Annotated in this window: 24 protein-coding genes; 23 read left to right on the plus strand and 1 reads right to left on the minus strand. The window is 41.2% G+C overall.

All coding sequences use genetic code 11. The features are described 5' to 3' along the window. Positions 1-91 precede the first annotated feature (91 nt). The 13 genes from ACEW8F_RS08735 (at position 92) to ACEW8F_RS08795 (ending at position 10,973) form a co-directional block, all read left to right on the plus strand. The gene (locus ACEW8F_RS08735) at positions 92-601 is read left to right on the plus strand and encodes a C-GCAxxG-C-C family protein (protein ID WP_373483092.1); all 510 of its coding nucleotides are present in this window, start codon (positions 92-94) and stop codon (positions 599-601) included. Positions 602-715: 114 nt separating this feature from the next. After that, a complete protein-coding gene (locus tag ACEW8F_RS08740; protein ID WP_373483093.1) occupies positions 716-1,072 on the plus strand; it encodes a DUF134 domain-containing protein in 357 nt (118 codons plus the stop codon). Positions 1,073-1,110: 38 nt separating this feature from the next. Further along, positions 1,111-1,479, plus strand: a complete 369-nt coding sequence (locus tag ACEW8F_RS08745; protein ID WP_373483094.1) for a NifB/NifX family molybdenum-iron cluster-binding protein — start codon at positions 1,111-1,113, stop codon at positions 1,477-1,479. Positions 1,480-1,481: 2 nt separating this feature from the next. Further along, a complete protein-coding gene (locus ACEW8F_RS08750) occupies positions 1,482-1,784 on the plus strand; it encodes a BMC domain-containing protein (RefSeq protein ID WP_373483095.1) in 303 nt (100 codons plus the stop codon). Then, positions 1,781-2,638, plus strand: a complete 858-nt coding sequence (locus tag ACEW8F_RS08755) for a 4Fe-4S binding protein (RefSeq protein WP_373483096.1) — start codon at positions 1,781-1,783, stop codon at positions 2,636-2,638. Before ACEW8F_RS08750 ends, ACEW8F_RS08755 begins: the two co-directional genes overlap by 4 nt. Beyond that, the gene (locus ACEW8F_RS08760; protein WP_373483097.1) at positions 2,616-3,482 is read left to right on the plus strand and encodes an ATP-binding protein; all 867 of its coding nucleotides are present in this window, start codon (positions 2,616-2,618) and stop codon (positions 3,480-3,482) included. Before ACEW8F_RS08755 ends, ACEW8F_RS08760 begins: the two co-directional genes overlap by 23 nt. Positions 3,483-3,568: 86 nt before the next feature. After that, positions 3,569-4,780, plus strand: coding sequence for an iron-sulfur cluster carrier protein MrpORP (locus tag ACEW8F_RS08765; RefSeq protein ID WP_373483098.1), 1,212 nt, complete (start codon positions 3,569-3,571; stop codon positions 4,778-4,780). Positions 4,781-5,071: 291 nt separating this feature from the next. Beyond that, positions 5,072-5,596 (plus strand): FmdE family protein, encoded by a 525-nt coding sequence (locus tag ACEW8F_RS08770; protein ID WP_373483099.1) that lies wholly within the window; start codon positions 5,072-5,074, stop codon positions 5,594-5,596. Between the two features lie 48 nt (positions 5,597-5,644). Next, entirely contained in the window at positions 5,645-6,457 is an 813-nt protein-coding gene (locus ACEW8F_RS08775; RefSeq protein ID WP_373483100.1) for a class I SAM-dependent methyltransferase, read from the plus strand. A 30-nt stretch (positions 6,458-6,487) separates the two neighbouring features. Beyond that, positions 6,488-7,585 (plus strand): iron ABC transporter substrate-binding protein, encoded by a 1,098-nt coding sequence (locus ACEW8F_RS08780; protein WP_373483101.1) that lies wholly within the window; start codon positions 6,488-6,490, stop codon positions 7,583-7,585. A gap of 3 nt (positions 7,586-7,588) precedes the next feature. Next, positions 7,589-8,671 (plus strand): FecCD family ABC transporter permease, encoded by a 1,083-nt coding sequence (locus ACEW8F_RS08785; RefSeq protein WP_373483102.1) that lies wholly within the window; start codon positions 7,589-7,591, stop codon positions 8,669-8,671. Beyond that, the gene (locus ACEW8F_RS08790) at positions 8,658-9,413 is read left to right on the plus strand and encodes an ABC transporter ATP-binding protein (protein WP_373483103.1); all 756 of its coding nucleotides are present in this window, start codon (positions 8,658-8,660) and stop codon (positions 9,411-9,413) included. Before ACEW8F_RS08785 ends, ACEW8F_RS08790 begins: the two co-directional genes overlap by 14 nt. Positions 9,414-9,641: 228 nt before the next feature. After that, complete coding sequence (locus ACEW8F_RS08795) at positions 9,642-10,973, plus strand: HdeD family acid-resistance protein (RefSeq protein ID WP_373483104.1); 1,332 nt, start codon at positions 9,642-9,644, stop codon at positions 10,971-10,973. 18 nt (positions 10,974-10,991) lie between these two features. On the opposite strand, the gene ACEW8F_RS08800 is transcribed toward ACEW8F_RS08795, so the two are convergent. Then, positions 10,992-11,648 carry a Crp/Fnr family transcriptional regulator gene (locus ACEW8F_RS08800; RefSeq protein ID WP_373483105.1) on the minus strand — a complete coding sequence of 219 codons (657 nt, stop codon included), beginning with the start codon at positions 11,646-11,648 and terminating at the stop codon, positions 10,992-10,994. Between the two features lie 99 nt (positions 11,649-11,747). On the opposite strand from ACEW8F_RS08800, the gene ACEW8F_RS08805 reads away from it, so the two are divergent. From ACEW8F_RS08805 to ACEW8F_RS08850, 10 genes are all read left to right on the plus strand, one after another. Then, positions 11,748-12,545 (plus strand): ATP-binding protein, encoded by a 798-nt coding sequence (locus tag ACEW8F_RS08805; RefSeq protein WP_373483106.1) that lies wholly within the window; start codon positions 11,748-11,750, stop codon positions 12,543-12,545. Between the two features lie 571 nt (positions 12,546-13,116). Beyond that, positions 13,117-13,902 carry an AAA family ATPase gene (locus ACEW8F_RS08810; RefSeq protein ID WP_373483107.1) on the plus strand — a complete coding sequence of 262 codons (786 nt, stop codon included), beginning with the start codon at positions 13,117-13,119 and terminating at the stop codon, positions 13,900-13,902. 173 nt (positions 13,903-14,075) lie between these two features. Continuing rightward, entirely contained in the window at positions 14,076-16,001 is a 1,926-nt protein-coding gene (gene acsV, locus ACEW8F_RS08815) for a corrinoid activation/regeneration protein AcsV (RefSeq protein ID WP_373483108.1), read from the plus strand. 15 nt (positions 16,002-16,016) lie between these two features. Further along, complete coding sequence (locus tag ACEW8F_RS08820) at positions 16,017-16,664, plus strand: DUF3786 domain-containing protein (RefSeq protein WP_373483109.1); 648 nt, start codon at positions 16,017-16,019, stop codon at positions 16,662-16,664. Then, positions 16,664-17,320, plus strand: coding sequence for a DUF3786 domain-containing protein (locus ACEW8F_RS08825; RefSeq protein WP_373483110.1), 657 nt, complete (start codon positions 16,664-16,666; stop codon positions 17,318-17,320). The genes ACEW8F_RS08820 and ACEW8F_RS08825 overlap by 1 nt, the downstream gene beginning before the upstream one ends. A gap of 186 nt (positions 17,321-17,506) precedes the next feature. Further along, positions 17,507-18,442 carry an acetyl-CoA decarbonylase/synthase complex subunit delta gene (gene acsD / locus ACEW8F_RS08830; protein ID WP_373483111.1) on the plus strand — a complete coding sequence of 312 codons (936 nt, stop codon included), beginning with the start codon at positions 17,507-17,509 and terminating at the stop codon, positions 18,440-18,442. 19 nt (positions 18,443-18,461) lie between these two features. Beyond that, complete coding sequence (gene acsC / locus ACEW8F_RS08835; protein WP_373483112.1) at positions 18,462-19,802, plus strand: acetyl-CoA decarbonylase/synthase complex subunit gamma; 1,341 nt, start codon at positions 18,462-18,464, stop codon at positions 19,800-19,802. A 69-nt stretch (positions 19,803-19,871) separates the two neighbouring features. Then, positions 19,872-20,657 (plus strand): carbon monoxide dehydrogenase/acetyl-CoA synthase methytransferase subunit, encoded by a 786-nt coding sequence (acsE, locus tag ACEW8F_RS08840; RefSeq protein WP_373483113.1) that lies wholly within the window; start codon positions 19,872-19,874, stop codon positions 20,655-20,657. 275 nt (positions 20,658-20,932) lie between these two features. Then, positions 20,933-22,831, plus strand: coding sequence for an anaerobic carbon-monoxide dehydrogenase catalytic subunit (gene cooS / locus ACEW8F_RS08845; protein ID WP_373483114.1), 1,899 nt, complete (start codon positions 20,933-20,935; stop codon positions 22,829-22,831). Positions 22,832-22,857: 26 nt separating this feature from the next. Continuing rightward, on the plus strand, positions 22,858-23,643 hold the full coding sequence (locus ACEW8F_RS08850; RefSeq protein ID WP_373483115.1) for an AAA family ATPase: 786 nt from the start codon (positions 22,858-22,860) through the stop codon (positions 23,641-23,643). Positions 23,644-23,813: the final 170 nt, after the last annotated feature.

Consider the following 23,813-nt stretch of genomic DNA (forward strand, 5'->3'; position numbering starts at 1 on the left):
AATGGTTGAAAATAAATTAAAGCTGATTTCTGCAGTTCCGAGGAATCAGTTTTTTTTAATCAATTTTTAAGGAAGGGATTGAAAAATACAGATGATACGTCAAAATATAGCAAAAGACTTTCATTGTGAACAGGAAAAAAAACACTCAGAAATTGCCAGCGAACTATTCAGGCAAGGTTATAACTGCGCACAGTCAGTTTACCTGGCATTTTGCGATGAATGTGGGATGGACTTTGAAACAGCGGCCAAATTAAGTTCGTCTTTCGGTGCCGGAATGGGAAGGCTTCGGGAGGTTTGCGGGGCAGTCACCGGGATGTTTATGGTGGCAGGACTCCTTTACGGCTACACCGAACCAAAAGATCAGATGGCGAAAACTGTGCATTATCAGCGGGTTCAATTACTGGCAAAGGAATTTGAAGATAAAAACCACACAATTATCTGTCGAGAACTTTTAGGACTTGAAAAAGGCAAAGACAGTCCAATTCCTGAACTGCGGACAGAAGCTTATTATGCGAGTCGCCCATGTGAATTATTGGTTGGAATAGCTGCGGAAATCATGGAGAAATACATAAACGAAGAAAAAAAGTTCCTTAATAAATAGCAATATAAATACAGATCAGTCGGATAAAAAATAAAATAATAATTGACATATGTTTTTAAAGGGGTATAATAAAGATGTTAAAGACATATGTCAATAACAAAAGGAGTAATACATATGCCAAGACCTGTAAAATGGAAAAAAGTCTGTTGTCTGCCGGAAACGAATTTATTTGGACCGCTTAATGCAAAAAATCTGGATGATGGAATTATCACCATGTCTGTTGAAGAATATGAAACAATCCGTTTGATTGACCTGGAAGGAATGCTCCAGGAAGAGTGCGCAGAAAGCATGAATGTGGCCCGGACAACGATTCAGCGGATTTATAATGATGCCCGGAAAAAATTGGCCGATGCATTGGTCAATGGATTTGTCTTGAAAATTGAAGGCGGCAATTACAGATTATGTGAAGAAGGTCAAGAAACAATCGGTTGTGGCAGATGTCGTAAAGGAAGATTCAAAGAAAATCAATGATTTTAGATCATAAAATAAGAAATAATAAGGAGAAGTCAATGAAAATTGCAATACCAGCAGATGAAAAGATTTTGAACAGTGAAGTGTGTATGTCGTTTGGACGGGCCCCATATTTTTATATTTATGAAACATTAACCAAAATGGGAGATTTTATCAAAAATGAAGCGGCCAAAAGTCCGGGCGGAGCGGGAATCAAGGCGGCGCAAATTGTAGTGGATCAACATGCCGATGTTCTGATCACACCCCGATGTGGAGAGAATGCCGCAGAGGTGTTTAACGTGTCCCAATTGCAAATCTATAAAAGTAAGAATGGCTCAATTTCGGAAAATATTGATGCTTATTTAAATAATAAACTGAACAAGCTTGAGAGTTTTCATGCAGGGTTCCATGGCGTGGGAGGAAACTGACAATGAAAATTGAATTGATTAATGGCGTATCTCAAGGCACACTCGGTATTATTTCCCGAAAAATCGGTGACCGAAAAATAATTGAAAGAATCATGCAGAACGAATTCACAGCTGTTGGATTATGTCAGGGAGATGTAATCAGCATGTTGATTGCCAGTGATATCGCCGAAAAAACATCCGATGTTGTCGTCAGTGAAATTTCGGGCGTATGCCCACAACACATTACTTGTCTCGCTATATTGGGGGATGTAACCTCGGTGGAAGCATCTTTGAAAGCAATAGAAAGTAGGTTGAATGCCAAGTGAAAATAGCAGTACTCAGCGGAAAAGGCGGAACCGGTAAAACCTTGGTATCCGTCAATTTGGCGGCTGTTGCTAAGAATTCTGTCTATGTCGATTGCGATGTGGAAGAACCAAACGGACATTTGTTTTTTAAACCATTGGGGATAAAAAATGAAAAGGTAAGTATTAAGATTCCGGTCGTCGATGAAGATCTTTGTCTGGGTTGCCGGAAATGTGTCGACTTTTGCAAATTCAATGCTCTCGCTTCCATTCTTAACAAGTTAATTGTTTTTAATGATATTTGTCACTCATGCGGGGGTTGTATCATGCTTTGTCCTAACAACGCTTTGACCGAAAAGGACAAGGTTATTGGAGAAATAAAAACAGGTATTTCCGAAGAGGTCAAAGTGATTTCCGGAATATTAAATCCGGGTGAAGCATCGGGAATACCTATTATCAAAGAAATGCTGAACAAAATATCATTAGAAGAAAAGATGACCTGGATTGACTGTCCACCAGGAAGCGCATGTATTGTAATGGAAAGCATTCGTGATGCGGATTATTGTGTTTTAGTCGCAGAGCCCACAATTTTTGGGTTGCACAACCTCAAAATGGTTTATGAACTGGTTAGTTTGTTTGAAAAACCTCGTGGGGTGGTCATCAATAAATCTTTAGAGAATAATCGTTTAATTGAAAACTTCTGTGAAGAGAATCAGATTAAGGTACTAAGCAAGATTCCCTATGACAATGAGTTGGGAAAGCTTAACTCCAATGGTGAAATCGCCGTAAGAAGAAACACGACATATCATGGATTATTTTCATCATTGTTACAAATAGTCGTTAAGGAGGCAGAACATGAAACAGTTACTCATTCTTAGCGGCAAAGGCGGAACCGGGAAAACAACCCTTGCCAGTGCGTTTATTAAACTATCTCAGGCGAAAGCTTATGCCGATTGCGATGTGGATGCACCTAACTTACATCTGGTTCTGGAACAGCCGGTTGAACCGCAAAAGAAAGATTTTTACGGGATGCCCAAATCAGAGATTAACCCGCTGCTTTGTGCAAAATGTGACCGATGTCGGGAGCATTGCCGATTTGATGCAGTATTTATCAAGGATGGGATTTATCAGATTGATCCATTTGCCTGTGAAGGCTGTGGCGTTTGTGAGTTTGTCTGCCCGGTTCGGGCGATCAGCATGAAACCTCATATTGCCGGGGAGTTAATGCTTTATGATAATAAGGATGCGGTGTTTTCCACGGCCCAGCTAAAAATGGGCAGCGGCACATCCGGGTTGCTGGTTACTGAAGTGAAAAAAGAAATGCGGTCGGTTAATAAGGGTGCGGAAATTGCCATTATTGACGGTTCCCCGGGAATTGGTTGTCCGGTTATTGCTTCCATCACGGGAGTGGATATGGTCTTAATTGTTGCCGAACCGTCGGTTTCGGGAATCAGTGATCTGGAACGAATTGCCAGGACAGCAGAAACTTTTCATACAAAGATAGCTGTTTGTGTCAATAAATTTGATTCAAATCTGGAAAAAACCCGTAATATTATGGACTACTGCAAACAGAATAACATTCCGTACATGGGAAATATTCCCTATGATGAAAATGCGGTAAAGGCTATTAACGACGGGATGACGATCGTCGATATTTATTGTGATGCCGGGTGTGCAGCCCAGGAAGTTTTTAACAAAACCATGAAGGAATTGAATCTCTAACGATTTTCAGTCTTTCTCAATTACTGAGAAATTTGAAGATGGTTCGTGATAAATGACAAAAAATCAAACAAAAGAGGAGAATTTGTATGAGTGAAGAGTGTAATCAATCTTGTGGCACTTGTGGTGAAGAGTGTGAAGACCGAAAAGTAGATTTTTCAGAACAACCCCATGAATTAAGTAGAATAAAAAAGGTGATTGGTGTTGTCAGTGGAAAAGGCGGGGTTGGAAAATCAATGGTTACGTCTTTGATGGCCGTTACCATGAAAAGAAGAGGCTTCAACACCGCCATTCTTGATGCGGATATTACCGGACCTTCAATTCCAAAAGCTTTTGGTCTCAATCAAAAGGCGATGCCAAGTGAATTAGGTTTATTCCCAATTTCAAGTAAAACCGGGATTGAAATTATGTCCATTAATTTATTGCTGGAAAATGATACCGATCCAGTGGTTTGGAGAGGGCCAATTATAGCCAACACTGTTAAACAGTTCTGGACCGATGTGATCTGGGGCGATGTGGATTATATGTTTGTGGATATGCCACCGGGAACGGGTGATGTGCCTTTAACCGTATTTCAATCCCTGCCGGTGGATGGCATCATCATTGTTACTTCTCCACAGGAACTGGTCTCAATGATTGTTGCCAAAGCCGTAAATATGGCAAAAATGATGAATATTCCCGTGCTTGGACTGGTTGAAAACATGTCTTACTTCCAATGTCCGGATTGCAATAAGAAACATTTTTTATTTGGTGAAAGCCGTATTGAAGAAGTGGCAAAACAGCATGGCATTGATGTTGTCGCAAAAATGCCCATTGATTCTTCCCTTGCAGGCGCATGCGACAAAGGGCTGATTGAATTGTTTGATAATACCTGGCTGGATCATATAGCCGATATGTTAGAACAAAATATAGAAGAAAATTTAAAAGATAATGGAGAACAGCAAATGAAAATAGCAGTAGCAAGCGATAACGGGATGGTTTCAGGTCATTTTGGGCATTGTGAAAATTTTATGATTTATGATACCGTGGACGGAAAAGTTGTGAAAAGTGAAGCGGTTCCAAATCCTGGCCACAAACCTGGATTTTTACCAGTGTTTTTGAATGATCAGGGTGTCAATGTAATTATTTCCGGCGGCATGGGCGGCGGCGCTGTTGATATTTTCAACGAAAAAAATATTGAAGTAATTACTGGTGCTCAAGGAAAAGCCGAAGATTTAGTCAATAGCTATCTGTTGGGCGAACTCGTTTCAACCGGATCTGTTTGTCATGAACATCAACATCATGATGAGTGCGGCGAATAAATAAAAAATTCTTAGCCAGGTGGAATAAAACAGTTTATAACGATCAAAGTTAAAAATAAAAAATAATATCCAGTAGTGAAATTAGTATTGACTACTGGATATTACTATGTTAGAATAATGCTTGTATATACAAGGAGTTCATATTCTGCTGAAGCAGAACGGCATTTAAGAAAAGTGCGTTGATCCAGGATATACGATATACCAAAATTGTTTATAGAATTTATAACGATGCGTCTGAAGACTCACTTTTGTGAGTCTTTTATTTTTTGAAAACTTAAGGAGAAAAACAAAATGAATCAGAAATTATGGGAAAAATCGGTAGAGTTTCACGGACATCATTGTCCCGGATTAGCCATTGGGGTTAGAGCATCACAGGAAGCGATCAAAGCACTGAATATTTCTTTTTCAGAAGACGAGGATGTAGTCTGTATCACTGAAAACGATGCCTGTGGTGTTGATGGGGTACAGGTTATCTTAGGATGCAGTGCTGGTAAAGGAAACCTGATTTTTCGAAATCGCGGGAAACAGGCTTTTTCGTTCTTTAATCGAAACACCGGTGAGAAAATTAGACTGGTTTTAAAAGACTTACCAGGAATGGAACGGGATGAAATGGAAGCATATATTTTAAATGAACCGGATGCCAGCAAAATTTTTGACTTTAAGACTCCAAGTTATGAATTACCGGAACGGGCCCGAATCTTTCAGAGTGTTATCTGTGAAGAATGCGGCGAAAAAACTGCCGAACATATGATTCGACTGGAAAACGGCAAAAAAGTCTGTGTTGATTGTTCCAGCCCCTATACCCGTGGGATTTAGTAGTAGACATTTAGTACGGTATTAATTCGAGAATAAATGAGGGAAAAATTGAATATAGAAGATGTAAAACAGAAGTGGGATTATCATGAAAGAGATGTAGCGGCCAGTGTCGAAATGTGGGATTCTATGGCTCAGGAGTTTGCTGAATTTGAGATGCCAACGAAAGAGAACAGTTTCTTAATGAAAATGATTGCGGAAAAAAATCTGGTCAACAATGAAGGAACAATCCTTGACGTTGGTTGTGGGGCAGGAAAATTCTCATTTGCGCTTGCCGATACCTGTCATCAGGTAACGGGCCTTGATTTGTCTCCAAAAATGATCGAAAAAGCAATCGAAAAGAAAAGTGCATTAAGTAAAGAAAATGTCGAATTCTTTGTCAATGATTGGCATGCTTCAGATCTTGAAAGTATGGGCTACAAAGGAAAATTTGATCTGGTTATTGCCAATATGACTCCGGCAGTTAGAAATGCCCAGACCTTTTTAAAGCTTAACGAAGCCAGCAAGGGACATTGTGTCTTAACAAAACCGATCAAACGTAAAGATCCAGTCTCGGATGCGATCCGGGAAATGCTCAGCATTGAAGAAAAGAAAGAATCCGCAGATATTGAGGTCTTATATGCGCTGGAACTGCTCTGGCTTCAGGGGATGCTGCCGGAAATGCACTATGAAGAGCAACTCTGGGAGATGAAAAAACCCCTTGATGCGGCCTATAAGCTGTATGCCAATCGGATGAAGTCCTACCGGGCATTGACTCAGGAAGAAGAAAAGAAAATCAGGGACTACTTAGTCTCCATTTCAACAAATGGTTACGTCGAAGAAAATGTGGAAACAACGATTGTGACAATCTGCTGGAAAGTATAAAGATAGTATTAAAAAAATCAGGAGAATGAAATGAAAAGAATAGTAGCAGTTTTATTGAGTTTAATGATGGTTGTGACCTTTGCGGCCTGTAGCAACACTAAAGCGGAAGACGCAGATAAAAAAACGGCTGAAGCGACATCAAAGATTGTGACGGATAGTTTAGGTCGACAGGTGGAAGTGCCTGCTGAGATCGACAGTGTCGGTTCTCTTGGTGTGATGCGGCTGTTAACCTATATGGATGCGGTTGACCTGGTAAAAGGCGGAACGGATATGGATAATGTTCAGGAATTGACTCGTCCATACACCTTGGTTAATCCTAATTTTGCATCCCTGGCACAAATCGGTCAAGGTGGTGCTGGTGGAATTGTACCTTTTGATGAGGAAATCATCAAATTAGCACCCGATGTGATTTTTGTCGTGTCAGACTATACCCAGGCTGATGAATTACAAGCCAAAACGGGTATTCCGGTAGTGGCGGTCGCCAGCCCTGGTCTTTTCGATGGAAAAATGAGTGCCTCGATGGATATTATTGGCCAAGTACTGGGCAAAGAAGACCGGGCTAAAGAAGTCAACGCATTTATGGATGCCGCTCAAAAAGATCTTAACGATCGGACCAAAGATATTCCTGAAGCTAGCCGGCCAACAGTTTATAATGGTGCTCTGAACTTCAAAGGCAAGCATGGCTTTGATGGTACCAGTGGAAATTACGGACCCTTCGTGGCAATCAATGCCAATAACGTGGTTGATCAAACTGGGCAAAAAACCGCCTTCACTGTTGATCTTGAACAGGTATTGGCCTGGAACCCAGAGATTATTTTCCTGAATCCGGAAAATATGGGTCTGGTCAACGAACAATACACCCAAAATCCTGATTTCTTTAACTCACTGAAGGCGGTTCAGAATAACAAGGTTTATACTCAGCTGGCTTACAACAATAACTATACCAATGTGGAAATTGCCTTGGCGGATGCCTATTATGCCGGTACCATTATTTATCCTGATAAATTTAAAGATGTCAATATCGAGAAAAAAACTGACGAAATTTTTAAATTCCTGCTGGGAGAGAATTTGTATTCAAAATACGTTGCAGCCGGTCAGGGCTTTGGTCCGCTGACAATCGGTAAGTAAAAAATGGAAAACAAAAAAAAGACAGCCTGCGGAGTTAACTATGATCAATACGTACACCGCAAGGTTTTGACCATTGTAACTCTGGTGGTATTGACATTTCTAACGGCCCTTTTTGCTATATCCGCTGGTTCAGCTGATATTCCAGTCTCGGAAGTGCTCAAGGCATTATTCGGATTAGGCGCTGCAAAAAATGTGCTGGTTACTGTTAATATCCGGTTGCCGCGGATTCTGATGGCGATTGTCGGAGGAATTGGTCTGGCAGCTGCTGGCTGTGTCATGCAGAGCATTTTAAAAAATCCTCTGGCATCGGCATCAACCCTGGGGATCTCTCAGGGAGCTTCTTTTGGAGCTGCTATTGCGATTACATTTTTGGGTGGCGGCACCGTGCTGGGGAATACTGCAGACGCAGTGACAATTAATAACCCTTATTTAACCAGTTTTTGCGCATTTGCCGCTTCGATGTTTGTAACCTTTGTGATTTTAGGATTATCTAAAGCCCGAAAGGCATCACCGGAAACCATGATTCTGGCCGGGGTAGCCCTCAGCTCTCTGTTTGCCGGCGCAACAGCGCTGCTGCAATACTTTTCTTCGGACGTTCAAATGGCTGCCATTGTTTTCTGGACTTTTGGGGATCTGGGGCGGGCCAGCATGCAAAATATCCAGGTCGCCGCCGTGGTGACCTTTGGCGCATTGATTTATTTTATGTTTAACCGCTGGAACTACAACGCCCTGGAATGCGGCGAACATACGGCCACCGGCCTGGGGGTCAATGTATCCCGGGTCCGTTTAATCGGAATGACGGTGGCCTCCCTGACGGCGGCAACCATTGTATCGTTTGTGGGGATTATCAATTTTATTGGTTTAATTGCTCCCCATATCATGCGTCGTTTTGTAGGCAATGATTATCGTTACTTATTGCCGGCATCAGCCTTAATGGGGGCCCTGATGTTACTAATCAGTGATACCTTTGCCCGGCTGATCGTCTCACCGGTTATTTTGCCCATCGGAGCCATTACCTCATTCCTTGGGGCTCCATTATTCTTATATCTCATATTTAAAGGAGTTGGTCATAATGCTGAAAATTGATGCGTTGGAATTTGGGTATCGATCCAATCGAAAAATTCTGGATCACATTGAATTTGATGTTTCCAATGGAGAATGTGTAGCGATTTTAGGGAATAACGGTGCCGGAAAAAGTACCATGTTAAAGTGTTTGAATAAGATTATTTCACCTCAAAAAGGCCGGGTGGTAGTGAACGAGGTGGATATTCTCAAGCTGAATCGACTTGATATCGCTAAAAATACCGCCTATGTTGCTCAAAAAAGTGAAGGTAGCCGCATTACCGCCTATGATGCTATTCTATTAGGGCGAAAACCCTATATTAAACTGGCGCCAAAAAAAGAAGACTACGAGATTGTTGAGAATATCATTGCCAGCATGTCGCTGGAAAAATTCTCGCTGCGCTATATCGATGAGTTAAGCGGCGGCGAACTCCAAAAGGTTATGATCGCCCGGGCCCTGGCCCAGGAGCCAAAGGTGCTGCTTCTGGATGAACCCACCAGCTGTCTTGATCTCAAAAACCAGCTGGAAGTACTAAAACTGATCCAGAATATTACCAAAGAGAAAGACATCGCCGTGGTCATCGTGATTCACGATCTGAACCTGGCACTGCGGTATTGTGATCGGTTCCTCTTCCTGAAAGACAATGAGATTTTCTGTTATGGTGGCATGGACGTAATGACATCCGAAAACATCGGTGCTGTTTACCAGGTCCCCGTCACCGTCCAATCCTATCAAAATCAAAAAGTCGTGATTCCCTTAACCTGAAAATGCAAAAAAACTCTGGTTCATTTAGTTGAACCAGAGTTTTTTTTATTAAAAGTGCAGCAAGCGGCTTTGGCGAGAAAGCTCGCTTTCGCAGACAAAGACATTTGCTGCACAATCATATAAGCGTAGTGAAACGAGCGAGTTCTGATTGCCATTGCGCTAAATAATATGATTGTCGATCATGGTGAATTCTGATAGAATAAAAGAAAAACCCAAGGAGGGTGTTTTATGTCAGCATTTAAAAATACAGCACCAGTTGTTTGGTTATTGATATCCATTGCAGTTTTCATAGGCGGGCTGATTATGCTGCTAAACGTCAAACTTGCCTGGGGTATTATGATGATGGGCATGTCCATTATGCTGATTGTCGTGGGGGTTATGTATCTGGCAGCGATTTTTCTAAAAAAGAATGAAAGTAAATTTAAAGAACTTGGCATTGGATTGCTTTGTATCTTTGGGGGGATTTTTGTCTATTCCTATCCGCTGTTTCTCAAAGGTCCCTTTAGTTTTGCAGTTGGGATGTTGGGGATCATCATCGGCTGTTTTGTTTTAATCAGCAGTTTGAAACTAAAAAAAGATGGAGCACCCTGGGTATGGACCCTACTGGTGGCATTGGTGTATATCGGACTGGGCGTTGAGATGGCTTTTTTTGCCACCACCGGACGTTTATTCGGAATCATTTTTGGAATTTATCTAGTCTTTTTTGCCGTCAATATTTTTGGAGACGCCTTGGTTAGTTTGATGAAACACAATGATGGGGCGCAAAAAGCCAAAAAACACATTCGCGTGACTCTGCCCCTGGTTTTCGCAGCTTTTTTACCGATGCGGATGTTGAAAAAAGTGAATGCGCTGGTGGAAGAAGAACCGGATGCCTTATTGCTGTTGGAAGATCATTCCCGAGAACGAACCACCGACATGGAGATTTTTATCCATACCAAAGAAGGGTTGATTCCGGGGATGGGTCATGTGGATGCATCCATCGGGGAGAATGTATACAGCTATGGCAATTATGATGATTCCACCTGGAAACTGGGCGGATTTTTAGCCGATGGGGTGCTGGTTGAAATGCCCAAAGCAGAACATGTTCAACAGGCGCTAAAAGTTGAAAAGAAAATCTTAATGGGATATGGACTAGCGCTGACTCCGGAACAAAAAAAGGGCGTCCAGGATCAATTGGACAATCTCCTTTCTCAGGTGTGTCCCTGGAAACCGAAGGCTGAACAGGCGGATAAGGGGGAAATCGAAGGAAGTCCAAAGGATTTTGAGGATGTTTCCAGTCAGCTTTATAACGACGCGAAAGCAAGCTTTTATAAATTTCAGCAGGGCAATGAATTCAAAACCTATTATGCCCTGGGCACCAATTGCGTCAAGCTGGTGGATACCATAGTCGGTAAAACCGGGATTGACCTGATCAAGGTCAATGGCATTATTACCCCTGGGGCCTATCTGGACTATCTGGATCGTCTCTATGACCGTGGGGACTCCATTGTGGTGTCCCGGACCCTGTATCAGGATATTGAAAAAACGATGGATAAGTCGGCAGAAGTCAGTCCGGCGTAAGACTGCATCGATGCAGTTTTAAAGAAGCCTGAAGTGCTTATGGTCGTATTCGATGATCTCTTCTTTTTGAAGTTTAGAAAGAACCCGGGATAGGGCACTACGGTCGACACATAAAAAATCTGCCAGTTCATTGCGGGTAAAGGGAATCTCAAAGGTGAGGTTTCCTTTTTTTTCGGCCTGCAGCGATAAATAAGAAAGAACCTTATCCTGAATCGTCCGCCGCGACAATAACTGATTTTTATTGCTCAGGAGAATATTCTTTCGGGCTAAAATCTTCAGTAGATTTTCAATCAGGTGATTGTGAAAAATACAGGAGTTGGGGCAGGTATTAATAATCCTTTCAATCCCCAGAAACATCACAGTGGTGTTGGTTTTAGCCAGCACAGTTACCGGGCTTTCTTTAATACCGGCACTGGCAAAGGCTTCACCGAAAATATGGCTGGAATTCAATTCAGTGAGAATGGAACGATTGCCATAATAATCCTCTTGAATTACCTGGACTTCTCCAGATAAAACAACCCCTACAGAGGTCACCGGCTGTCCGGTCAGCAGGATAATTTCCCCCCGGTCATAGGTTTTTTCCTCACCGCCCAGACATTGAAGCATGGCTTCGAGGTTTTCATCAATCCCATCGAATAATTTAACTTTTCTTAAAACATCTAAATTTTTATTCATAACTTCCCTTTGCGTTGCATATGCAACAGTATTTTTGGGTAGATTATATTATGATTGGGTCAAGAAATCAATATATAATATTCCAGGGAGGAAAAAAAGATGATACGAAAAATAATTACAATAGATAAAGAAAAGTGCAATGGTTGCGGATTATGTGCCGAAGCCTGCCATGAAGGAGCCATTGGAATGGTTGATGGCGTGGCAAAATTATTAAGAGATGATTACTGTGACGGATTGGGAGATTGTTTGCCAAGCTGTCCTACCGGGGCAATCACCTTTGTCGAACGGGAAGCGGCAGCTTATGATGAGGCCGCTGTTCTTGAAAACATGAAAAAGAAAGAAGTGGCACAAGACAGTGGCGCGAAAAAAATCGGCGGATGTCCGGGAACCCAGGCAAAAACAATTGTCCGGGAAGCAGCAGTAGACGATGGTTTGGAGCCACTTGCATGCGGATGCCCGGGCTCATCATCTAAGGCAATTGTTCGCGAAACCGCGGGAGCGGAAAAACCAGCAACAACAGCTCCAGAATCTCAATTACGACAGTGGCCAGTGCAAATTAAGTTGGCTCCAGTTAATGCACCTTATTTTAATGGCGCGCACCTGTTGATTGCGGCAGATTGTACCGCCTATGCCTATGCTGACTTTCATAATCGTTTTATCAAAAACAAGATTACCTTAATTGGTTGTCCGAAGTTGGATGCTGTTGACTATGCTGAAAAGCTGACCGAAATATTAAAGCTTAATGATATCAAAAGCGTCACCGTTGTACGAATGGAAGTCCCCTGTTGCGGGGGTATGACAGCAGCGGTAACCACAGCGCTCAAAAATTCAGGAAAAATGATTCCATGGCAGGTATTAACAGTTACAACAGATGGAAAAATGCTGGAAAATGCATAAAAAATTATCGTAATAAATTAACAAACAACAGAAAAAATCGCTAAGCGCATCCGTGCTGCCCCGGCTAACGGTAATCAAAGATGTTAAAAGATGTCGTTTTTTGTCAATTGAGAGCGTAAATTAGATCAGTTGATCAAGAAAAACACCTAATAACATCAACACCGATAAAAATTTGTCCTATAATTTGTTGCCTAAAAAATACGGCCATATCCTAAATCTCCGAGGATATGGTTTTTTTTTCTTGAAATTAAAAAAAGACGGTCTTTAAGAGAATGAAAATTAAATAGATTTTAAATACTCAATGCAAAGATGGAAAGCAAAAAAATGTAGTAATTACCATGGTTTCGTAAACCTTTGCAGAAGTAGAGAAAAAATATTTTACAAAGGCCTGAATTTGAGATTTATATGTCAAAGTTCTGTTGTAAAAACAGAATGATTATGATATGATAGCCCTGTCGATACATATATATACAAGTTGACAAAATACGAATTTTTCCTGTTGAAAAATCAGTGAGAATAACATACACTGATTAAAGAAAATTGACCGGGAAATGATAATGGAGGAAACATTATGGCTTTTAATATTGCAGTTGCGGGTAAAGGTGGCGTTGGTAAAACAAGTCTTACCGGAATGCTTATTGAATATTTAGTTGCAGAGGGTCTGGGTCCAATTTTGGCAGTGGATGCCGATGCCAATGCAAACCTTAACGAAGTGCTTGGGGAAGAAGTGGAACTTTCTATTGGTGAAATCAAAGAAGAAGTAAATCATGCCGAAATGGATGGGGTACCACTGCCTCCAGGCATCACAAAAACAGACTTTTTGAGACTCCGTTTAAACCAGGCAGTTGCTGAAGGAAATGGTTACGATCTTCTGGTTATGGGCCGAAGTCAGGGAGCTGGTTGCTATTGTTACGTCAACGGAATCCTGAAAACTCAAATCGATATGCTGGCAGGTAATTATCAGTACATCATCGTCGATAACGAAGCCGGGATGGAACATCTAAGTCGAGGAACCCTCGGTAGAATCGATATGCTCATTCTTGTCAGTGACTGTTCCCGTCGCGGGATTCAGGCCGTTGGCCGAATCAAAGAGTTGGTTACTGAACTTAAACTGAAAGTACCAGTTATTAAACTGATCGTTAACCGCGCCCCAGATGGCATTTTAAACGAAGGAACGGCTGAAGAAATTAGAAATCAGGGTCTTGATCTCATTGGTGTTGTGCCACTAGATCAAAATGTTTTTGAATATGACGCCTATGGTAAACCACTGGTTCAGCTACCCGCTGATTCACCAGCCAAGGTTGCATTAAGAGATATTGTCGATAAATTGGAAATTATCAAAAACGGCAAAAAATAGATTTTAGGGCTGATTAATGCGCTTAACACTTATAGACAAGCGGATAAAGTAGTACCGACAATTGTTACATCTACAACAGATTAGCAATTGGTCGGTACGATAGTTTGTCGACAAACTATGGGGCTGTTTAGCAGCCCTTTTAGACGGAAACTGCGGAAAAGGGGAGATTGTGTATGAATAAGGTACGATTTAAAATCAAAGGAAAAAGAAGCGTTGATTTAATAGCAAGAGACAACGAGAACTTACTGGAAGCAGCCAGAAGAGCCGGTGTCATGATTGACTCACCCTGCAGCGGGAACGCTACCTGCGGCAAATGCAAGGTGAAAATTGCAACGGGTCAGGTTAAAACAGAAAAAAGCAGACATATTTCTGAGGAAGAAATGGCCAACGGGATCGTTCTTTCCTGTAATGCAACCATCATTGAAGATATCGAGGTAGAAGTACCAGATTTAGCCTCTTCTTTTGTAAACGAAATGCAGATCACTGATCTTTCAAACAACGAAAATAAAAATATCAAATATGTTCGCAAGAAAATGATTAAAGAAGGAATGACCAATGCCAGTCGGCTCTGGTCAGAGATCATTCAATTGCCATGTCCCAACATTGAGGATAATAGTGCTGACGAAGATCGGCTGAAACTCTATTTTAAACACAATTTAGGTTATCAAGATATTACCATCAGTTTGAGTGTGATGAAAAAACTGCCGGATGCCTTTAGAAAAAATGATTTTTTAATTGAAGTCGTCTATTTAAAACGCCGGGACGTGGCCGAAATTCTCGATGTCAAACCGGCAACCAGCGAAAAGTCGGTGCTTTACGGCATCGCGTTAGATATCGGAACAACATCCGTGTCAGCCTGTCTGGTGGATATGAACACCAATGAGATTTTAACAAAAGCCTCGATGGGAAATGCCCAGGTTAAGTACGGGGCTGATGTTATCAACCGGATTGTCTACTCCGAAAAACCCGGCGGATTAGAAAACCTTCGCCACGCCATTGTCGACGAAAGTATCAATAATCTGATCGAAAAGTTGGTGAAAACAGTCGGCATCAACAAAGAAGATATTTACGAAGTCTGTGCCGCCGGAAATACCACCATGAACCACCTGTTGTTGGGATTGAACCCGGATTATTTAAGACGGGAGCCGTTTATCCCGGCAATTAATGACATTCCCGAAATGAAATGTGCCGAATTGGGGATTAATGTTAATCCTGAAGGAAAAATATATCTGGCCCCATCCGTTGCCAGTTATGTTGGCGGAGATATTACGGCTGGGGTTTTTGCCGTACCGGTGTGGATGCGCGAAGACTTCACCATGCTGGTAGATCTGGGAACAAACGGCGAAATCGTCTTTGGCAACAAAGACTTTTTAATGACCTGCGCCTGTTCGGCCGGTCCGGCTTTTGAAGGTGGAGAAATCAGCTGCGGTACCCGAGCAGTGCCTGGAGCCATTGAACAAGTAACCATCAATGATGAAGATTTAAGACCTTTTTATAATACCATTGGCCATGTCAGCCCTGTGGGAATCTGTGGTTCCGGGATCATCGATTTAATTTGTGAAATGAAGCGAACCGGCATTATCAACGGAAAAGGTCGAATGGAACGGGATCTGAATCATCCCCGGATTAAATTTGATGAATACGGGATTGGCCAGTATTATCTTTATTCTAAAGAATTAGATAATGGCTCAAAAGATATATATATTACTGAAATTGACATCGACAGCTTTATCAAGGCCAAAGGAGCAGTGTTCTCTGCCATTTATATTTTAATGGAAAGCCTGGATATGCCCATTGATGTGCTGGAAAACATTTATGTTGCCGGGGGTATCGGTACCAATCTGGATATCACCAATGCCATCGCGCTGGGGATGCTGCCAGATATCCCGGTGGACAAGTATTATTATATTGGCAACAGTTCGATGCAGGGATGTTATCTGGCCCTGACCCTCAGCGAAGGAAAAGACAAGATTCGCGAGATCTCGCAGAATATGACCTACATGGAATTAAGCGTCCACCCGACCTATATGGATGAGTTCATATCGGCTTGCTTTATTCCCCATACCAATATGAATTTATTTCCGTCTCTGGAAAACTAAAATAGGAGATTTTGAATGGAAAATACGTTACGGGATGAAACCGCAATTGAAGAGAAAAGAAAAGATAAAATACCCTACGAACACTATAAGGGCTTATTAAAAGAGCAGGATCCCCATACCATCGCGCAAAACAGTACCTGTTCCTATGATGAAGCGAGCAGCTCTTTTACCGCTACCCTGATGGGAACCCCTTACAAGGTCGCCTATCCTCAGGGTGATGTGACCGATATCGATGGACAGGACGTTGATAATTATAAACTGAAAACCATGATTTTACGTTATCTGATTAATGCCAAAGGGGTTAAGGCCACCGGCGAAAATATTGCCTATCGGGATGTTTCGGGCGGCAATGTTTACTTTGCCTGTTTTGAAGGCCGCTGTCTTAAACGTTTTGCCTTTACCTTCAATTACAACATTGACGGTTTGAAAAAGGCCATGGCAGTTCTGAATGCTGAGCCTCAAAAGCTGGGAGATTTATCCTGGCGATTTGAGGTTATCAATAATATGTTCATGACCGTGATCTTATGGATTGGTGATGATGAATTCCCGCCGGAAGCACAAATATTATTTGACGCCAATTTCCCCAGTGCCTTCAGCGCCGAGGATATGGCCGTGATGGGTGATATTTTCATTCCGGCATTAAAAGAACTCAGCAAGAAATAATGAAACAATCAAAAATACTTGATATTGATCCCCATTTTTCGGAAAGTAGTTATGTCGTCAATCGTGATTTGTTCAAAAATTATGATCCCTTTGAGATGGGTAAAAAATCGTTTTGCTCCTACGATCCGAAAAATGGGCGGTTTGAAGTGACCGTCCTTAGTGAATCTTATTTTGTTGACCACCCCAGTGGCATCGTTTTAAATGCCCGGGGCGAGGAATTTGATAATTATTCGGTCAAAATTTTTATTCTCAGATATTTAATGAACGCCACCGGAAAAGAAGCGACCAATAAATGGCTCAGTTTTAAAGAGTTCCCGGATGGCCCCTTATACTACTCGAATTTTCATAAACGCTGCATTCAAGTTTTCGCACAAATAGGCAATGAGATGCCGGAACATCTAAAAAATTATATGAGTTGGCAAAAAGCCGTAACTTATGGCAAAGGAGATCTTTCCTGGCAGTTCACTGTGACGCCTGGGGTTGAGATCGTCTGGATTTTATGGTTTGGGGATGATGAGTTTGAAGCAGAGGCCCAGATATTATTTGATAAAAAATTAACAGACATCTTTAACATCAAAGATTTAGCAATTTTAGGGGATGTTTTAATGATTTCGTTGAAAACCTTTACTTTCTCTCTCGACTCTAAAAAAAAATAGGATAAATTTTAGAAAAATGCCGAAAATTAATTGACAAACTTTTAACTAATATAGTACAATCTGTGTATACTTATATATACAGGTAAAAAGCTGTAACATATGTAATGGTTTTAATTTGGTTTTAAAGTGTGAAACTTTGAAATAAATATTTTGAAAAAAGGTAACAGGTTAGGAGGAAACAAAAAAATGCCATACAAAAAAACAGAACAAAAATTTAGTGGCAAGATCAACGCATGTGAGATAGGTGTAGGAGATGCAGCTATCAGCATTGGCGGAGAAAACTCATTACCATTTTTAGGTACTGAAGGGTTCAAGACCGCAGTTGGAATCGCAATCTCTGACACAACTGATGAGTGGTCAGATTGCTTTGGAACAATTTACGGTGACGATCTTAAAAACCCAGCTGCTTTTGCAAAAGCAGCAGTGGAAAAATCAGGTGCTGATTTCTTGTTAATTAAACTTGAAAGTGCAGATCCAAACGGAGCTGACAATTCAGTAGAAAACTGTGTAGCTACAGCGGTGGCTGTAGAAGCGGCAATTAGTGTACCTTTAGTTGTAGAAGGATGTAAAAACGCAGAAAAAGATGCTAAGTTACTGGAAAAAGTTGCCCAAGCTCTTGAAGGAAAAAATGTGGTTTTATTCTCTGCAGTAGAAGATAATTACAAAACAATCGGTGCTGCCGGCGGAATGGCTTACGGACAAAAAGTATCAGCTGAATCTGCAGTAGACATTAACCTTGCAAAACAATTAAATATCTTATTAACACAATTGGGTGTTAAGAGTCAAGACATCATCATGGATGTCGGAACAGCAGCAGCCGGTTACGGTTTTGAATATGTTGCTTCAACCATGGATCGTATTCGTTTAGCAGCCTTAGGTCAAAACGATGTAGCTTTACAGATGCCAATTATTACCAATATTTCAAATGAAGCATGGGGAGTAAAAGAAGCTGTTTCCACAATTGAAGATGCACCAGAATGGGGCGATCAGGAAGCACGCGGTATCGGTATGGAAGTTACAACAGCGTCAGCTTGTGTAGTTGGCGGATCAAACGCGATCATCGTAAGACATCCAGAATCAGTTAAGGCGATCAAAAGCCTAGTTTCTGGAATCATAGGTTAGGAAAGGAAGGCGAATACAAATGGCAGTAAAAGGTTTAGATATTTTCAAACTCACTCCAAAAACAAACTGTAAAGAGTGTGGTTTTCCAACATGTATGGCTTTCTCTATGAAGGCAGCTACTGGAGCTGTACCTATCGAAAAATGTCCATATATTTCAGAAGAATCCAAGGAATTATTATCAGAAGCAACCGCTCCTCCAATGAAATCCATCAAAGTTGGCTCTGGCGATACTGAAAAAACACTTGGTGGCGAAACAGTCTTATTCAGACACGAAAAAACATTAGTAAACAAAAACTTATTTGCAGTTGAATTATCAGATGCAATGAGCGATGCTGATGTGGATGCAGCGTGTGCTAAATTACAAAAAGTTAACTACGAACGTATCGGCGAAATGATGTTCGTTGAAGTTGTAGCTGTACGTTTTGCGTCTGATGCAGCAAAATTTGCAGCGTTAGTTAAAAAAGTTGCAGAATGTGGCAAAATTCCAATGATCGTTACAGTTGATGCTGAAGTAGCAAAAGCAGCGGTTGCAGGTGCAGGCGCTGGCGCAATTATCATGGGTGCAACTAAAGATAATTATGTAGCAATGGTAGACGTAGCAAAAGCTGCAGATGCTGTTCTTGGTGTTTCTGCAGACAGTATTGAAGCATTACACGATTTAGTAGAAGCAATTGAAAAAGAAGGCTACAAAAAATTAGTCTTAAACGTAGGAGAAACTTCTATCAAAGAAGCATACGCAAATGCAGTTGACATTCGTACCGCAGCAATCAAAGGCAATGACCGTTCCTTCGGATATCCTTCAGTAGTATTTGTTAACAAATTGGCAGCTGGTAACACTAACCTGCAAATTGCTTTAGCATCTGCTTTTGTTCTGCGATTCGGTTCAATTATCGTTATGGAAGAAATGGACTTCAACGCAGCTTTACCACTGTTTGGTTTAAGACAAAACATCTTTACAGATCCTCAAAAACCAATGCGTGTTGAACCTAAGGTTTATGAATTCAATAAACCAACCGGTAAAGATCCAGTTCTGGTAACGGTTGACTTCGCATTATCATACTTTGTTGTTGCCGGTGAAATCGAACGATCTAAAGTTCCTGCTTACCTGGCAATTCCAGATGCTGGTGGTTACTCAGTTCTTACTGCCTGGGCTGCTGGTAAATTCGGTTCAACCGTTATTGCTAACTTCATTAAAGAAGCAGACGTTGCTAGCATCACCACATCTCGTAAGTTAATCTTACCTGGTAAAGTTGCTGTTCTTCAGGGCGATTTAGCTGAATTACTGCCTGAATGGGAAGTAATCGTTGGACCAAACGAAGCAATGCAATTACCTAAGTTCTTAAGAGACATGCAAGCATAATACTTAATCTGTGCTCGGGGTTATTCCCGGGCACACCTAAATATTTTTTCAATTTGAAAGGGGAACAATATGTCAAAATTTATGGTTATTGGTGAAAGAATTCACTGTATTTCTCCTGCAATCCGACAGGCATTTGCAGATAGAAACCCTGAACCAATTCTTTTAAGAGCAAAAGAACAGTTAGACGCTGGTTCAGATTATTTAGACTTAAACATCGGACCGGCTGAAAGAGGCGGCGAAGAATTAATGCAGTGGGGTGTTAAATTACTTCAGGAAAACTTCGACAATGTCCCATTAGCACTTGATACAGCCAATATGAAAGCCATCGAAGCTGGTATTCAGGTTTATAACCGATCAAAAGGAAAACCAATCGTAAACTCTGCAGATGCTGGTGATCGTATTGGATACCTTGATTTAGCTGCTGCTAATGACGCTATGGTTATTGCTCTTTGTTCTGGAGATGGCGTACCGGCAAACAATGACGAACGTATTATGTATTGTTCACAATTGCTGGAACGTGGGATGGAACGTGGAATGGAACCAACTGATATATTATTTGATCCATTATTCATCGTTATCAAGGGCATGCAAGATAAGGTCGTTGATATCTTAGAAGCAATTCAAATGATTACTGACATGGGCTTATTGACAACCGGTGGACTTAGCAACATTTCTAACGGTGCACCAAAGCATATCCGTCCAATATTAGACTGCAATATGCTAGCAATGGCTATGCAATGTGGATTCAGCTCTGCAATCGTAAATCCTTGCGACAAACGATTAAGAGAAACAATCGTAGCTTGCGATATTATCAAAAATAATATCCTTTATGCAGATTCAGTTCTCGAGTTTTAATTAGAATACCTTTTTAAATCAATAAAACAGGTATTTGAAAATACTCAATAAAAAAAAGCCCCCGACCACAATTCATCACTTGCCGCACAAGATTAGATGAAGGTCAGGAGCAAACAACTATGTATAATGTATCACTCACCTACATTGTATAACATTTAACAATGTTTGTAAAGGGATTTTTCTCTTAATTCGAACTTTTTTACAAATATGCAAAAAATGAAACTACGAAACAGGTGCGTTGATATAAATTATAAATTTAGAGAGGTAGAAAAAATATGAGTAATGAATATTTAACATTTGACGAAACAGCTGAAGCTCTACTTGCGAAAGCGAAAAGAGATGGCGCAGAAACAATGTGGGATCGTCGTGCTGCCCAAAAAACCCAATGTGGTTTTGGAGAAGCAGGGGTATGTTGTCGAATTTGTGCAATGGGTCCATGTCGTGTAAGTCCAGTTCCTGGAAAAGGCGCTGAAAGAGGTATTTGCGGAGCGAATGCAGACACAATTGTAGCAAGAAACTGGGCCAGAATGGTAGCCGGCGGATGTTCTGCCCATTCAGATCATGCCCGTGATATCGTTCATGCGCTGCATGCAGCAAAAGCTGAGGGTCCTTTCAAAATCCGTGATGAAAAGAAATTAAGAGTACTTGCTGGCGAATGGGGCATTGCAGACGCTGATACTAAAGAAACTTACGCTTTGGCTCATGACGTAGCTAATATCGCTCTTGAAGAATTTGGTAAACCTTTCGGAACTCAACGGTTCTTAACCAGAGCACCACAATCTCGACAAGATATATGGAAAAAAGAAAGAATTGCACCACGAGCTGTAGATATGGAAGTAACCACATTAATGCACTCCACCCATATTGGTTGTGCATCTGATTACGAAAGCATCTTCCGACGTGGAATGAGAACTGGTTTAGCAGATGGTTGGGGCGGATCCATGCTTGGAACCGAAATCTCCGATATCTTATACGGAACACCGACAGCACGAGCAACTGAAGCAAATCTTGGTTGTATTTCAGATGACATGGTAAATATCCTGATCCATGGTCATGATCCAAATCTTGCTGAAATGATCGTACTGGCCGCTCAAAACCCAGAAATGGTTGAACTGGCTAAAGCTAAAGGTGCAAAAGGCATTAACCTTGTCGGTATGTGCTGTACAGGTAATGAAATGACCATGCGTCATGGCGTTAAAATGGCCGGTAACTTCTACCAACAGGAAATGTGTATCATTACTGGTGCTATTGAAGCCGCAGTTGTGGATGTACAATGTATCTTCCCAGCTCTACCAGCCTTGGCTAAAAATTACCATACCCGTTTTATCAGTACTTCTGAAAAAGCGAAAATTGCCGGTGACCTGTATCTTGAATTCACAGAAGCAACCGGATTAGAAAACGCAACTGAAATTGTTAAAATTGCCGTTGAAAACTTCCCAAATCGAGATGCTGCCAAAGTAGAAATCCCAGATTTCAAAATGCCTGCAATGGTCGGTTATTCAGTAGAAGCTATCATTGATCACTTAGATGCAGTTGTAAACAGCCAATTAGAAGATAAACTAGGTGGGGTTAAACCATTAACCGATGTTATCTACGCTGGTGTTATCCGAGGCGCTGCCGGTGTTGTTGGTTGTAACAACCCGAAACAAACACATGATTTAGCCCATATCAAAATAATGGAAGAGTTAATTAAAAATGATGTTATCTGCGTTGCTACTGGTTGTGCCGCACAAGCTGCTGCAAAAGCTGGTTTATTAACACTTGATGCGAAAGAAAAATGTGGCCGTGGTCTGAAAGAAGTTTGCGAACGTGTAAACATTCCACCAGTTCTTCATATGGGTTCTTGTGTTGATATCAGCCGTATCCTTGTATTAGTAAACTTATGTGCTGAAGAAAAAGGAGTTGATCCTGCAGCATTACCAGTAGTTGGGATCGCGCCAGAATGGATGTCAGAAAAAGCCGTTTCTATTGCCAACTACGTAGTAGGTTCTGGTATCAATACTTACCTTGGTGTAATTCCACAAGTTTTAGGAGCACCAAACTTTGTAAAATTAATAACTGAAGATGTTATGGATATAGTTGGTGCAAAATTTGTATGGGAAAAAGATCCAATGGTCATGGTAGACATGATTATGGAAGATTTGGAAGCTAAACGTACTGCATTAGGTATCTAATTTTTAAAAGATAGACAGGTGAAAAAATGAAAATAGCATTAACAGGAAAAGGCGGAGTTGGAAAAACAACCATCTCAGCAAGTCTAAGCCGATATTTTGCCGATGAAGGATATAATGTGTTAACCGTTGATGCTGATCCCGATGCGAATCTTGGTCTTGCCTTAGGCATGAGCGAAGAAATGATTGCCGAAATTGTCCCTATTTCAGAAATGAAAGATCTTGTGGAAGAACGTACCGCTGCCAATACCGGCTCCTTTGGTTCAATGTTTAGAATGAACCCTGAGGTGGCTGATATTCCCGAGCGTTATGCCAAAGAGTTTCATGGGGTCAAACTGCTAACCATGGGAACCGTAGACACCGGAGGATCCGGTTGTGTATGTCCCGAACATGTTTTGTTAAAAACACTGATGAATCATTTAGTGCTTTATCAAAAAGATGTGGTGATTATGGATATGGAAGCAGGAATTGAGCATTTGGGTCGTGGTACTGCCGGTGCAGTCGATGCGTTTATCGTCGTCGTTGAACCAGGCGTCCGTAGCATTCAGACGTTTCACAAAGTTAAATCCATGGCAATGGATATTGGTGTCAAACAAGTTTATGTTATTGGAAATAAAATCCGGAATGACGGAGATATCACCTTTCTTACCGAAAAAATCGGAGCTGGAAACATCATTGGTTTTTTAAATTACCGGGATGCCATTTCAGAATCTGATCGCAACAATCAATCACCCTATGACGATCCGGTTATGAAGGAAGATATTGCCGTATTAGGCAAGAAAATTCTGGCGATTGTCGAAGAAAAAAAGAAATAACGAATTTTTAAGTTTAGAATAAAACAAAAAAAAATCTAATGTTAATTGAACTAATCTAAGGAGGAAAAAGTCCATATGAATATGAATCTTTTTGATATAATTTACGACGGTCAAGCCCAATACCTTCAACGTGCTGAAGAAATGGTTGCCAAAGTCGTTGCTGAAAAGGG

It is taken from the genome of Acetobacterium sp. (assembly GCF_041752335.1).
Lineage (GTDB): Bacteria > Bacillota > Clostridia > Eubacteriales > Eubacteriaceae > Acetobacterium.

What these genes read in the sequence shown, in the direction of transcription:
- ACEW8F_RS08740 (WP_373483093.1), top strand. Translation starts at nt 716, where the DNA reads ATGCCAAGACCTGTAAAATGGAAAAAAGTCTGTTGTCTGCCGGAAACG.
- acsD (WP_373483111.1), top strand. Translation starts at nt 17,507, where the DNA reads ATGCCATACAAAAAAACAGAACAAAAATTTAGTGGCAAGATCAACGCA.
- ACEW8F_RS08745 (WP_373483094.1), top strand. Translation starts at nt 1,111, where the DNA reads ATGAAAATTGCAATACCAGCAGATGAAAAGATTTTGAACAGTGAAGTG.
- ACEW8F_RS08805 (WP_373483106.1), top strand. Translation starts at nt 11,748, where the DNA reads ATGATACGAAAAATAATTACAATAGATAAAGAAAAGTGCAATGGTTGC.
- ACEW8F_RS08750 (WP_373483095.1), top strand. Translation starts at nt 1,482, where the DNA reads ATGAAAATTGAATTGATTAATGGCGTATCTCAAGGCACACTCGGTATT.
- ACEW8F_RS08785 (WP_373483102.1), top strand. Translation starts at nt 7,589, where the DNA reads ATGGAAAACAAAAAAAAGACAGCCTGCGGAGTTAACTATGATCAATAC.
- cooS (WP_373483114.1), top strand. Translation starts at nt 20,933, where the DNA reads ATGAGTAATGAATATTTAACATTTGACGAAACAGCTGAAGCTCTACTT.
- acsC (WP_373483112.1), top strand. Translation starts at nt 18,462, where the DNA reads ATGGCAGTAAAAGGTTTAGATATTTTCAAACTCACTCCAAAAACAAAC.
- ACEW8F_RS08810 (WP_373483107.1), top strand. Translation starts at nt 13,117, where the DNA reads ATGGCTTTTAATATTGCAGTTGCGGGTAAAGGTGGCGTTGGTAAAACA.
- ACEW8F_RS08825 (WP_373483110.1), top strand. Translation starts at nt 16,664, where the DNA reads ATGAAACAATCAAAAATACTTGATATTGATCCCCATTTTTCGGAAAGT.
- ACEW8F_RS08790 (WP_373483103.1), top strand. Translation starts at nt 8,658, where the DNA reads ATGCTGAAAATTGATGCGTTGGAATTTGGGTATCGATCCAATCGAAAA.
- acsV (WP_373483108.1), top strand. Translation starts at nt 14,076, where the DNA reads ATGAATAAGGTACGATTTAAAATCAAAGGAAAAAGAAGCGTTGATTTA.
- ACEW8F_RS08780 (WP_373483101.1), top strand. Translation starts at nt 6,488, where the DNA reads ATGAAAAGAATAGTAGCAGTTTTATTGAGTTTAATGATGGTTGTGACC.
- ACEW8F_RS08820 (WP_373483109.1), top strand. Translation starts at nt 16,017, where the DNA reads ATGGAAAATACGTTACGGGATGAAACCGCAATTGAAGAGAAAAGAAAA.
- ACEW8F_RS08770 (WP_373483099.1), top strand. Translation starts at nt 5,072, where the DNA reads ATGAATCAGAAATTATGGGAAAAATCGGTAGAGTTTCACGGACATCAT.
- ACEW8F_RS08795 (WP_373483104.1), top strand. Translation starts at nt 9,642, where the DNA reads ATGTCAGCATTTAAAAATACAGCACCAGTTGTTTGGTTATTGATATCC.
- ACEW8F_RS08735 (WP_373483092.1), top strand. Translation starts at nt 92, where the DNA reads ATGATACGTCAAAATATAGCAAAAGACTTTCATTGTGAACAGGAAAAA.
- ACEW8F_RS08800 (WP_373483105.1), bottom strand. Translation starts at nt 11,648, where the DNA reads ATGAATAAAAATTTAGATGTTTTAAGAAAAGTTAAATTATTCGATGGG.
- ACEW8F_RS08760 (WP_373483097.1), top strand. Translation starts at nt 2,616, where the DNA reads ATGAAACAGTTACTCATTCTTAGCGGCAAAGGCGGAACCGGGAAAACA.
- ACEW8F_RS08850 (WP_373483115.1), top strand. Translation starts at nt 22,858, where the DNA reads ATGAAAATAGCATTAACAGGAAAAGGCGGAGTTGGAAAAACAACCATC.
- acsE (WP_373483113.1), top strand. Translation starts at nt 19,872, where the DNA reads ATGTCAAAATTTATGGTTATTGGTGAAAGAATTCACTGTATTTCTCCT.
- ACEW8F_RS08765 (WP_373483098.1), top strand. Translation starts at nt 3,569, where the DNA reads ATGAGTGAAGAGTGTAATCAATCTTGTGGCACTTGTGGTGAAGAGTGT.